Consider the following 12236-nt stretch of genomic DNA (forward strand, 5'->3'; position numbering starts at 1 on the left):
AACGTTTTAAAATTAAAGCTTAAACGTCTGTGGTTCTATGCCCAAACGTCGATATTGTTTAAATTTTTCACGTCCAAGCACTTTAGCTGCTTCGTGATTTTCAATAATCTCAATAATGTGACTAAATTTTGCATAGGCTTCAAGTGCCTGACTGTTAAAATTAAACACAATCCAGTCCGATTGCTGCGGTAATTCGGCAGAAATACATACGCTGGCCTGTGTTTGGTTAATGCCATGCGGAATAAAACTGCTGGCATCAAAACTCCACAGACGCTCATCCAATGTTTGCTGTAACTCTGGGTCAGGGCAATGCAACCAAATGCGCGCCTGCTGCCGCAGTATTTTGCGGCATAAACGGCAAGTGCTTTCCACTTGCCGTTCAGGACTTTTTTCAAACAAATAAAAGCTGACTTTAGCCATTATTGCCTGCACGTTGTGCGAGGAACTGCATCAATAACGGTACAGGACGACCTGTTGCGCCTTTATTGCTGCCTGAATTCCATGCAGTGCCTGCAATATCTAAGTGTGCCCAGCGGTAGTCACGAGTAAAGCGTTGCAAGAAGCACGCTGCGGTAACTGAACCTGCTTTAGGACCACCAATATTGCCAATATCGGCAAATGGTGAATCCAGTTGTTCTTGGTAATCGTCAATCACGGGCATACGCCATACACGGTCAAATGCGGTGAGTCCCGCAGCATCTAATTCCGCCGCAAGCTCATCATCTGGGGTAAACATGCCTGTCAGTACCGAACCGAGTGCAACCACGCAAGCGCCTGTTAAAGTCGCAATATCAATCACCAAAGCAGGGTTGAAGCGTTTCACATAGGTTAGGGTATCGCACAGCACCAAACGACCTTCGGCATCGGTATTTAAAATTTCGATGGTTTGACCGCTCATACTGGTCACAATATCACCCGGGCGAGTAGCTTTGCCTGATGGCATGTTTTCTGCTGCAGCAATCGTACCGACCACATGGATAGGTAAACGTGCTTCACATAGCGCGCGCATGGTGCCTAAGACTGAAGCAGAACCACACATATCAAATTTCATTTCATCCATCCCTAAGCCAGGTTTGAGTGAAATGCCGCCTGTATCAAAAGTGATGCCTTTACCAACCAATACCACAGGTGCTTCATCACGCTGTGCTTGGTATTCGAGGCTAATGATGCGTCCTGGACGGTCTGAACCCTGACTGACTGCAAGGAAAGCACCCATGCCCAATTCCGCTATTTCTGCTTCATCTAAAATGGTGACTTTGAGTAGGTCTGGATATTCTGCCGCAAGTGCTTGGGCTTGTTCTGCCAAATATTCAGGGAAACAAATGTTGCCCGGACGGTTGCCCAAGTCGCGTGCCATGTTTTGCCCCGATTGCATGGCTTCAATCAATTGAAGTTGATCTGCGCTGAGTGGGCTGTTATTGGCAATGAAATGGATTTGTTCAAGCTGAAACTCATTCTTTTTGCTTTTGTATTCATCAAAAGCATAGGCTGCTTGGGTCAGGCTGAGTGCAAATACATAATGCAGCTCGCTAGGCAGGGCAGACAAGTCAATGCTGATCTGTTTAAATTTTTTTTGTGAAGATTTGATAATGCTTTGTGCAATTTTTGCCAGCTTTGCGGCTGGTAATTCTTCGGTTTTACCCAAACCGATCAGGTTGCTATTGGCGCATTCAGCAACGCTAGCCACCAAACTTAAACTTTCATTAAAGCCTGCTTTAAATTGTGTCGCTTGAATAATGCTGTCTAAATCCTTGATTTGATAAGCAGCAGTTGCCTGTGGCACCTGTTCTGCAGCCACTAAAATTGACAAAGATTCACTCGCGCTGTGTTCTTGGAATGCGGGACTTAAGCTAAATTTAATCACTGGATTTTATGCCTATCTAAATGTGCAAACTATGCAACCATTGAAACATTTTTATGCGTCGAGTTTCAATGTATAACAAGGCGATAGGTTTTATATTTTCAACATTCAGGTAAACTAACGCGAATTGGATTCCCTCACATTTTGGAAGAAATAATTTGATTATTCGGCGTTATTTGGTCAAGCAAGTTGTGTCGACATCCTTGGTTGTGATTGCCTTACTGACTTTGATCATGATGGGTGGTCGCTTGATCAAGTATTTTGGCGTGGCGGCACAAGGGCGTTTGGATGCGAGTATTTTATTCAGCATCATTGGCTATCGCTTGCCTGAATTTTTGACGCTGATCTTACCTTTGGGTTTCTTTATTGGTTTGATGCTGGTATTTGGTCGTTTATATGTCGACCATGAAATGGCAGTGCTCAACAGCAGTGGCGTGAGTCGGCATCAATTGGCACGTTTATTGGTGCCAATGACGCTGGTATTTCTAATTGTCCAAGGCTTTTTAATGCTGTGGGCATCACCGTGGGGACTGCGTCAGTTTGAAGCATTGACCACCAGTCAGGCAGTACGCACAGGTTTTGATTTGGTGCGACCCAAAGAATTTATTTCTTCAGGGCCATATACCATTTACGCAGGCGATCTGTCCGAAGATCGTAAAAACCTGAAAGATATTTTCTTTTATCAACGTGCAGAAAAAGCAGGTCGTCCTGATGTCATGATTCTGGCAAAAGAAGCGACACGGGTAGAGCTGGAAAATGATCCTGCCAATGTGGTGGATTTGGTCGAAGGGCGTCGTTATGAAATATTTCCGGGCACAGCCAAATATTCACAGGCAGAATTCCAAAGTTATCGTTTACGTTTAGAGAATGACAAAGAAGCTAAATTTGAAAGTGCCGAAGTAGAAGCCTTAACCACCTCGCAACTTTGGAAAAACCGTGCAGACCCTGTGGTCGCAAGTGAACTGGGATGGCGTATTTTTGTGCCTTTTGCGATTGTGGTGGCGTTGTTTTTAGCCGTGGCATTGTCAGAAGTTAGTCCGCGTCAGGGGCGTTATTTAAAACTGTTTCCTGCCTTGTTAATTTTCGCCAGTTTGATTGTGGCGCTCATGGCGGTTAAAACCCGTATCAGCAAACAAGAAATGGGCATGATTGCTTATCCGTTGGTGTTGTTGGCTTATGCGATTGCGGCAGCCTTGTTCTCACGTAAACAAAAACTAGCACCTAAAATTAAGCAGCAAATTCAGCGAGTGAGGTCTTAAGATGTTGGCACGTCGTATAGTTGCAAAACACGTCACCAAGACCACTGCACTGGCTATGTTTGGTGCAACGGCAATTTTGTCTGGTTTGCAGGTGTTGTTTACCTATTTAGGCGAATTGGGTTCACTCAATGAAAACTATAGTGCATGGCAGGCATTGCTGTATGTATTGTGGGGTGCGCCAAATTATCTCTATGAAATTTTGCCGATTTCTGCCTTGATTGGCGCAGTGTTAGGCTTGGGTACGTTGGCATCCAACAGCGAATTGATTGTGATGCGTTCTGCAGGGATTAGCCTGTGGCGTATTGTGGGATGGGTGATTCGTTCCGCCATGGTATTGGTACTGCTGTCTTTTGTGCTCAGTGAATGGGTGATTCCATACACCAATGAACAAGCCAAAAGTGTTAAAAGTCACCGTAGCGTCGCTGAGCTGGGTGAAGTTCGTGGCTATTGGTCGCGCGAAGGCAATCGTTTTATTTATATTGACTACGCCAATGCCCAAGGGCAGCTCAAAAATGTACAAGTGGTCGATTTTGATGATAACTATCGCTTGCGTGGTACATTGTCTGCAGATCAGGGACAGTTTGTTAAAGACGGTAGTTGGTTGCTCAATCAAACTGAACAGATGGATATTTTGCAGGCGGGCAACGCGACTTTAGCTAAAAACAGCGAACAGGCTTTGGCTTTAGCATTGCAACCGAAATATGTGCACATGGTCACCATCGACCCTGAAGATTTATCCCCAAGTCAATTGGTCAGTTTCATGAGTTATATGCATGAATACAGCCAAGTACCCAAAACCTACCAACTGGCGTTCTGGCAAAAACTTGGTGCACCCTTTGCGCTGATTGCTTTGGTGGTGATTGCTTGCTCCTTTATTTTTGGGCCGTTACGTCAGCAATCTATGGGTTTCCGTTTGGTGATTGCTTTATTTGTCGGCTTAACCTTCTTTTATTTACAGGATTTCTTGGGCTATGCCAGCTTGGTCTATGCACCATCGCCTGCGTGGTTCGTATTTATTCCTATTATTCTGATGTTTGTCATCGGCGGTTACTTACTGCATCGTGCGCGTTAAGTGCGGGCCGATGCTGCTGCTTTTTCCGTATGATTGGGTAAACCTATCTGAATCAGTGGCGGAAACCATCTTCTGAACATAGAGTCTTGACGCAAAATTCGTTAAGATAGCATGATTAATTTGTAGACGAAAAAGAGTATTGATTATGGCGGATGCAACTGCTGGCAAAATCCCTCACGTATTGGTGATTATGGATGGTGTGGGTCATCGCGAAGCGGTCGAAGACAACGCGTTTTTAGCAGCGAAACGACCAAATTTGACTGCTATGCAGGAAAAGCATCCGCATGGTTTGATCTCTGGTTCAGGTGAAGATGTGGGCTTGCCAGATGGTCAAATGGGTAACTCTGAAGTTGGTCACATGAACTTGGGTGCAGGACGTGTGTTGTACCAAGACTTTACCCGTATTACCAAAGACATTCGTACAGGCGCTTTCTTTGAACATGAAGTGTTGGTCGATGCGGTAGAAAAAGCCAAAGCAGCCAACGGTGCAGTGCATCTGCTTGGTTTATTGTCTGAAGGCGGTGTGCATTCGCATGAAGATCATATCGTGGCGATGGCAGAATTGGCATTAAAACGTGGTGCAAAAGTTTATCTACATGCCTTTTTAGATGGCCGTGATACGCCACCCAAAAGCGCGCAGCCTTCTTTGGAAAAATTGGACGCATTATTTGCACAATATCCAAATCAAGGTCGTATTGCCAGCCTGATTGGTCGTTACTATGCGATGGATCGTGACAACCGTTGGGATCGTGTAGAACAAGCCTATCGTTTACTTACCGAAGGTGAGGCAGTACGTACTGCGGCAACCGCGGTAGAAGGCTTGGCAGCGGCTTATGCGGCAGAGGAAAGTGATGAGTTTGTGAAAGCCACCCGTATTGGTGAAATTGCCAAAATTCAAGATGGCGACAGCGTGGTGTTTATGAACTTCCGTGCTGACCGTGCGCGTGAATTGACCAAAGCTTTTGTGGAACAAGACTTTGCTGGTTTTGAACGTAAAGTTGTGCCGCAATTGTCTAAATTTGTGATGCTAACCCGTTATCAAGCCAGCATTGCTGCACCAGTGGCGTACATGCCAGAAGATTTGAAAAACTCCATTGGTGAATATTTATCAGACTTGGGCAAAACGCAATTGCGTATTGCTGAAACTGAAAAATACGCACACGTGACGTTCTTCTTTAGTGGTGGCCGTGAAGATGAATATCCGGGTGAAAAACGCATCCTGATCCCATCGCCAAATGTAGCAACCTATGACTTAAAACCTGAAATGAGCGCTTATGAAGTGACTGATGAACTGGTTGCAGCCATTAACTCAGGTGAATATGACTTGTTGGTGGTGAACTATGCCAATGGCGATATGGTCGGTCATACTGGTGTGTTTGATGCAGCTGTCAAAGCAGTTGAAGCGGTAGATACCTGCTTAGGTCGCGTTTATGAAGCGGTGATGGCGAAACAAGGTCACATGATTATTACAGCTGATCATGGTAACGTCGAGCAAATGCAAGACTATGACAGTGGTCAGGTACATACTCAGCACACCACTGAATTAGTGCCATTCATTTATGTAGGCCCAACTCAGGCCACCATTTTGGAAGGTGGTGTGTTGGCAGATGTTGCACCAACTTTATTGAATTTGATGCAATTGCCAGTGCCAGCAGATATGCAAGGTCGCAACTTAATTCGCTTACAGGCATAACCCTCGATACAGGTAGATGATGGAATGACGGCTCACAAAATTTATGCGGTTGTGTTGGCAAGCGTGTTGTGTGCCAGTCATTCGAGTGTTTGGGCTGCACCAGATTTGGAGTTAGATGGCCCTACACTACAACAGGACTATGTCGATGTGCCTGTAGAGTCGATACAGGAATTTGTACAAATCTATGGCATTGTCAAAGACAACTATGTGACTGAAAAAAGTGATGATGCCTTGTTTCAGCAAGCCATTCGTGGCTTGGTGAGCGGTTTAGATCGTTATTCACGCTATTTAACTGCTGAAGAATATAAACAACTTTTACAATATACCGAAGGCGACTTGGCCTCGGTTGATTTTACTTTGCGCTATGACGCTGCCCAGCAACATTGGGTCATTCAAAATTTAAGTGCCAATGCCGACTCGGCTAAACAAGGGCTGAAGAATGGCGACAGCCTATTTAAAATTGATAACCAAGAACTGAAAAAGCTGAGTGCAGATCAGGTCAATAACCTGCTCACAGGCTCAGTGGGATCGACTGTAAGCGTACAACATGCAGCCAATCAGCCTGAAATTATGTTGGTACGCAACAAAAAAGTAGAAACCGATATTCAGGCGCAGATGCTTTCTAATCAGGTCTTGTTGTTAAAAGTACGTGTGTTTCAGCAAGACACCGCCAATGAAATTAAACGCTTAATTGAAGAACATAGCACGCCACGCTTAAAAGCCGTATTGATTGATCTGCGTAATAACCCAGGAGGCTTACTGTCTGCTGCGGTGGAATCTGCCGATTTATTTTTAAATCAGGGTGTGATTGTATCGACCAAAAGTCGTTCTGAAGGCGATCAACAATTTCAGGCGTTACCTAGCTTTGAATTTCAAAATTTAAAAGTCGGAGTACTGATTAATCATCGCTCTGCATCTGCGGCAGAAGTCTTTACCGGTGCTTTAAAAGACCATTCACGCGCTTGGGTGATGGGCGAAAAAAGTTATGGCAAGGGGGTGGTGCAAAAACTGTTCCCACTTAGCGATGGTGCTGCCTTACAAATGACGGTTTCGCATTATTACACCCCACGCGAGCAAATGATTGAAGGGGTTGGGATTCAGCCGAATCAGCAATATATTCAAAGTCCTGAAATGAAAGAAGAGGCTTATCTTGAGCATGTGGCAGATTTACTGCTGAGCCGCCGTTAAGTCTCATCTGAGTAACACGTATTTTTAGACAGTCTTCATTGTTTAGCGTTTACTCATCTTCAGTATCTAATCCAAACTTTTTCAGACGATAGCGCAAAGAACGGAAAGACATGCCCAATTTTTTTGCTGCCAACGTACGGTTCCAGTGGGTCAGGTGCAGCGCATTCAGTAAAATGTCTTTTTCTACTTTTTCCAAGTAGGCTTCTAAACCTTCTTCAGGCAGTTTGCGTCCTGTCAGCAATACATCTGTCACGATCTGCTGTGGTGTTTCTGCTGCGGGTTGCGGTTCAGCGGTTGCTATATTGCTTATGCTGAATTGGCGTAAGGGTGCAGTTTGTAAGTGTTTGAGATCAATAACATCCTCATCACTCAGGGTAATGGCACGTTCAATTATATTGCGTAATTCACGCACATTGCCCGGATAGTATTGCTCTAATAAAAATTGCTGGGCGCGTGGCGTCAGTTGTTTGGCAGGAATATCCCATTCTTGTGCAACTTTTTGAATGAAGTGGTCTGCCAATAATAGAATATCTTGTCCACGTTCACGCAGGGCAGGCAAGACCAAATCCATCACGTGAATTCGGAAGAATAAATCCTGACGGAAACGTCCTTGCTGAACCAAACTTTCTAAGTCCTGATGACTGGCGCTGATCACTCGAAAATCGACATCAATTTCACTATCTGAACCCACAGGACGGATGCGCTTTTCCTGAACGGCACGCAGCAGTTTGACTTGCATGCTCAGTGGCAGTTCGGCAATTTCATCTAAAAATAAGCTGCCACCATGTGCAGATTGAATCAGACCTTGTTTGTCTTGAGTCGCTCCTGTAAAGCTACCTTTTTTGTGTCCAAATAGCTCGCTTTCCATGAGATCGGTGGGAATCGCGCCGCAGTTAATTGCAATAAATGGTCCTTCGTTGCGGTTGCTTAAGCGGTGAGCCAAATTGGCGACAACTTCCTTTCCCGTACCTGATTCGCCTGTAATAAACACAGGCGCTTGCGAGCGCGCAATTTTTTTGATGGTGCTGCGTAATTGCTGAATAGGCAAAGATTGCCCAATCAACATTTTATATTCAAGCTGATCTTGGCTGTGATGATCGGTGGTGTCGAAAGGTTTATTCAGTGCTTTTTCAAGGAGTTGCTGTAAATGTATTTGATTGACAGGCTTGCTGACAAAGTCAAATGCACCTGCTTTTAAAGCAGCAATCGCAATATCCATATTGCCGTAAGCGGTCAATACGGCAACAGGCACATTCGGATATTGTTCGGAAATCCATTCAACCAGTTGCAAGCCATTGCCATCGGGCAGGTTTAAGTCGGTTAAGCAAGCATCGTACTGATGTTCTGCCAATAACTGCTTGGCTTGCACCAAACGATACGCGACATGGGTTTGAATCCCCATACGTGCCAAAGTCATCTGCATGAGGGTACAAAGGTCTTCTTCGTCATCGACCAATAAAACCAAAGGTTGAACAGCGTGCATATTTTCCCCAAAACCACACAAAATTAAATCAAAACCACAGCAACAAGATTGATCCAATATCAATCGCGTTTATTCAATGGCACGTAGACATTTCATCCTGAAACATGCGCCTTGTTCTTGTTCTACATAGCTCAGCTTGGCTTGATTCGCCTCGCAAAAACTATGCGATAGATACAATCCTAAACCAGTTCCATTGATTTCGGTACTGAAAAATGGCTGGAACAGATAGAGGAGATCTTGACTGGCGACACCTGCACCAAAATCCCGCACATCAATATAAATATAAGTTGTTTGCGGGTAGACCGTAATCTCAATGGGCTGCTGTGCAGCATTGTGTCGAATGGCGTTACGAATCAGGTTAATCAGCACTTGGCGAAACTGTGATTCATCAAACTGGATGCTCAGTGGTTCGGTCAGTGTAAGCTGAATTTGACTCGCTGCATCAGGTAAATCTTCCTGAATGAATTGTGGCAAAAATTGATTGAGCTGAATCGCGACAGGCGTGGTTTGTTTATTTTTGACCATACTCAGCGTGTCGTGAATAATCTTATCAATCCGTGTCGCTTGTTTGCTGATCATGTCCGACAGCAATTGTTGCTGTGCAGCATCACTGCCTGTAAATAAATTGTTGGCTTGTACAATGGCTGCCAACGGGTTGCGAATTTCGTGCGCAATACTGGCAGAGAGTTGTCCTAAGGCGGCTAATTTGAGTTGCTGGACTTGCTGATTGATTTTACGTCCATCCTGCAGCGCCAATAAAGTCAGCGTTTGATGTGGCACTTTGAGTTTTTGTACCTGAATATGCACATGAAAATGACTCAGTTGCGACTCGAATTGAAATTTTTCTCCATCTTGCAATTGATCAAATTTGAACAGATCAAATAAATCGGGCTGAATTTTATACAATGGATAGGTCGCGTGCGCATATTTAGGATGAATCCCCAACAGATGACAGGCTGCAGGGTTGCTGAGGACGACATAGCAATTTTCATCTAAAACCAAATAGCCCATTTCGGTTTGTTCTAAAATATAACGGTTGATATTTTGTAGGCGGTTTAATTCCAAAGATTGCGAAAAATTTAGATTTTCTAAAATTTGGAAACGCCGTACTGCAATACGTCCACTGCCATAAACCACCCAAAATAAAAATGCCAATAGCGCACTTTGACCAATATTATTTAGCGATGAAAAGTCCAGCAAACTCCCAACAAAGTGTTGGTAAATCACCATAATCATCGCGATGAGGGTAATGGCTAAGGCTTTACGATTTTGCAGCAAGAGTGATGCTGCAAAAATCGTGATCGCAAACAGCAGACTTAAATATAAATTAGGGCCATCGCTGGCAAAAGTCAGGCTACTGAGCGCGATAATATCGACTGCAAAAAACAGGGTCAGTTGTTGCGTGCTTTTAAAAGGAATATATTTATAGCTGATCAGTTGCAGGCAGCTAAAAATAAAATAGCAGACCAAGGTGTATAGATATAAACCCGGGTGCTGATATTGTGTGCCAAGCTGCTGAAAGGTGAGTAGGGTAATCAGCAGCAAACAAAAGGCAATCAGCAGTCGGTAAGTACCATACCACATGCCAAGATGATACTGATTTAACTCAGAATGTTGTTTTAAATCTGGCATATCGTAAAGGTCTTATTTGTGCATCAACAGCGTTGAAAATTTAGGGTTTAATCAGTCCATAACGAATGGCAAGGTGAGTCAGTTTGACATCACTATCAATATTTAATTTTTCAAAAATACGGTAACGATAGGTATTTACGGTTTTTACACTGACAAACAACTTATCGGCAATTTCCTGTGCGCTAATACAATTCACCACCATCATCGCCACTTGCATTTCACGTTCTGAAAGACTATCAAAAGGCGATTGTTGTGTGTCAGATAAGTATGAACTTGCCAGTTGTTCGGCAATGTCGGCACTGAAGTATTTACCGCCCTGCATGACTTTTTTAATGGCACGTACCATTTCACTGACAGGTGCGCCTTTGGTGATATAGCCTTTTGCACCTGCTTTCAGCAATAAAGAAGGGTAGGGTTCTTCTGCCAAACCACTCACCGCCAAGACCTTAGTGTCTGGTGCAGTTTGCAATAGACGACGTGTGGTTTCTACGCCTCCAATCCCAGGCATGTTCACATCTAACAACACCACATTGGGATGATGCTGACGCACTAAGGTAATCGCTTCTTCACCCGATTCAGCTTGTCCAATCACCTGCACATCGGTATGGTCTTCGAGCATACGGCAAATCCCAGTACGTACCAATTCATGATCGTCGACTACTAAAACTGTGATCACCTACACTCTCCCTTTGAAAAAATCATCTTTTTTGTTACATAAAGCAAAATTAGCTTGCAATGAAACGACAAAATTAGCAATGCTATTCTTAATCTAGAATGAAAAGTTCTGCACAATATGGTGTCAAAAACGATTCATTGTTGTATTTTTAAATGTAAGGCATATTTGAGGTAATACGCAAATGTATCTTACCTCCCTGAGTTGAGTAAGCAGTCGTGAAAAATTCTAAGAAGTCGTTCATGCATGTGCTGGTCGCATCTATGATGTTCAGCCTAAGTTCTGTCAGTTTTGCTGAACTTGTCATCAATCCTTCCTCTGGGAGCGACGGTCAGGCGACCTTAAGTTGGTCTTCGGAGCAAGCCGATCAATTCTTAAATGGTGATCTGGAAAGTACCAGTGCGAGCGCTCAGGCTGCGCCAGAGAGCTATGTTGCTGAACCTACTCCGCCAGGTTCAACGAAAATTACCACTACAGTGCGTAGTAGCAATGGTGTTGCACCTGCTTCCACTGCGCCTAAAACAGTCCGTATTTTAGATACCTCTGCTTATAGCAACCAACCATCAGTTAATGCACGTGCGGCTTTGGTGATGGATGCGCAAACAGGTGAAGTGCTGTATAGCAAAAATACCAATGTGGCATTACCTATTGCATCTGTGACCAAGGTGATGACTGCCGTGGTGACTTCTGATGCACGTTTGAATATGTCTGAACAAATCACTTTGCAATCGATTGATTTTGCAGGTGCAGCAGGTAAAAACTCAAGCTCAACTTTGCGTGTGGGCGACAAGTTAAACCGTGCCGAAGCGTTACTGTTTGCATTAATGAAATCTGAAAATCCTGCAGCAGCAGCGTTGGCACGTACTTATCCAGGTGGGAAAAATGCCTTTGTAGCCGCAATGAATGCTAAAGCGCGTGAATTGGGCATGCATTCTACCCGTTTTACCGAAGCAACAGGCTTAGACCCACGTAATGTATCTTCTGCGCGTGATTTGGGTATTTTGGTCAGTACCGCTTCGCAATATGGTTTGATTCGCCAATTCTCAACCACGCCAACCTATGACTTTAACTTGGGTTATCGTGTTTTAAAATCTAACAATACCAATGCACTGGTACGTAATGGTGGTTGGAATATTAATCTGTCTAAAACAGGCTATATCAATGAAGCAGGGCGTTGTGTGGTGATGCATACCACTTTGAATAACCGTCCTGCAGTGGTGGTGCTTTTGGGTGCAGATACTTCACAAGCACGTACCAATGATGCAACTCGCTTAATGAGTTGGGCAAGCCAGTTACCTAAACGTATTTAAGAGCACATTCAGCTTGGAGCGTTGAGTTATCAATCGTATGACTCAACTTCCGTTAAAGTTGCATG

At 44.2% G+C, this 12236-nt stretch carries 10 protein-coding genes; 5 read left to right on the forward strand and 5 right to left on the reverse strand.

Annotation, left to right across the window (positions count from 1 at the left end):
• Nucleotides 1-12: 12 nt before the first annotated feature.
• Together C3Y93_RS10855 and C3Y93_RS10860 are read right to left on the reverse strand one after the other, a co-directional pair.
• The gene (locus C3Y93_RS10855) at nucleotides 13-420 is read right to left on the reverse strand and encodes a DNA polymerase III subunit chi (protein WP_104852911.1); all 408 of its coding nucleotides are present in this window, start codon (nucleotides 418-420) and stop codon (nucleotides 13-15) included.
• A complete protein-coding gene (locus C3Y93_RS10860) occupies nucleotides 413-1861 on the reverse strand; it encodes a leucyl aminopeptidase (protein WP_104853278.1) in 1449 nt (482 codons plus the stop codon). Before C3Y93_RS10860 ends, C3Y93_RS10855 begins: the two co-directional genes overlap by 8 nt.
• Nucleotides 1862-2019: 158 nt before the next feature.
• On the opposite strand from C3Y93_RS10860, the gene lptF reads away from it, so the two are divergent.
• The 4 genes from lptF to C3Y93_RS10880 all read left to right on the forward strand — a co-directional run bounded on the left by lptF (nucleotide 2020) and on the right by C3Y93_RS10880 (nucleotide 7073).
• Nucleotides 2020-3120, forward strand: a complete 1101-nt coding sequence (gene lptF / locus C3Y93_RS10865; protein WP_004975682.1) for an LPS export ABC transporter permease LptF — start codon at nucleotides 2020-2022, stop codon at nucleotides 3118-3120.
• Nucleotide 3121: 1 nt separating this feature from the next.
• Nucleotides 3122-4192: an LPS export ABC transporter permease LptG gene (lptG, locus tag C3Y93_RS10870; RefSeq protein WP_004975683.1), complete on the forward strand. Its 1071-nt coding sequence runs from the start codon at nucleotides 3122-3124 to the stop codon at nucleotides 4190-4192.
• Between the two features lie 145 nt (nucleotides 4193-4337).
• Nucleotides 4338-5885 carry a 2,3-bisphosphoglycerate-independent phosphoglycerate mutase gene (gene gpmI, locus C3Y93_RS10875; RefSeq protein ID WP_104852912.1) on the forward strand — a complete coding sequence of 516 codons (1548 nt, stop codon included), beginning with the start codon at nucleotides 4338-4340 and terminating at the stop codon, nucleotides 5883-5885.
• 24 nt (nucleotides 5886-5909) lie between these two features.
• Nucleotides 5910-7073, forward strand: coding sequence for a S41 family peptidase (locus tag C3Y93_RS10880; RefSeq protein ID WP_104852913.1), 1164 nt, complete (start codon nucleotides 5910-5912; stop codon nucleotides 7071-7073).
• 49 nt (nucleotides 7074-7122) lie between these two features.
• Here the strand turns inward: C3Y93_RS10880 and C3Y93_RS10885 are convergent, their stop codons facing one another.
• The 3 genes from C3Y93_RS10885 to C3Y93_RS10895 form a co-directional block, all read right to left on the reverse strand.
• Nucleotides 7123-8556 (reverse strand): sigma-54-dependent transcriptional regulator, encoded by a 1434-nt coding sequence (locus C3Y93_RS10885; RefSeq protein ID WP_104852914.1) that lies wholly within the window; start codon nucleotides 8554-8556, stop codon nucleotides 7123-7125.
• Nucleotides 8557-8625: 69 nt separating this feature from the next.
• Entirely contained in the window at nucleotides 8626-10188 is a 1563-nt protein-coding gene (locus C3Y93_RS10890) for a sensor histidine kinase (protein WP_104852915.1), read from the reverse strand.
• A 40-nt stretch (nucleotides 10189-10228) separates the two neighbouring features.
• Nucleotides 10229-10864, reverse strand: a complete 636-nt coding sequence (locus tag C3Y93_RS10895) for a response regulator (protein ID WP_104852916.1) — start codon at nucleotides 10862-10864, stop codon at nucleotides 10229-10231.
• Between the two features lie 215 nt (nucleotides 10865-11079).
• Here C3Y93_RS10895 and C3Y93_RS10900 point away from each other — a divergent pair, with 215 nt between their 5' ends.
• Complete coding sequence (locus C3Y93_RS10900; RefSeq protein ID WP_131260992.1) at nucleotides 11080-12171, forward strand: serine hydrolase; 1092 nt, start codon at nucleotides 11080-11082, stop codon at nucleotides 12169-12171.
• Nucleotides 12172-12236: the final 65 nt, after the last annotated feature.

The organism is Acinetobacter sp. SWBY1 (assembly GCF_002946595.1).
In the GTDB taxonomy this organism is placed as follows: domain Bacteria; phylum Pseudomonadota; class Gammaproteobacteria; order Pseudomonadales; family Moraxellaceae; genus Acinetobacter; species Acinetobacter towneri.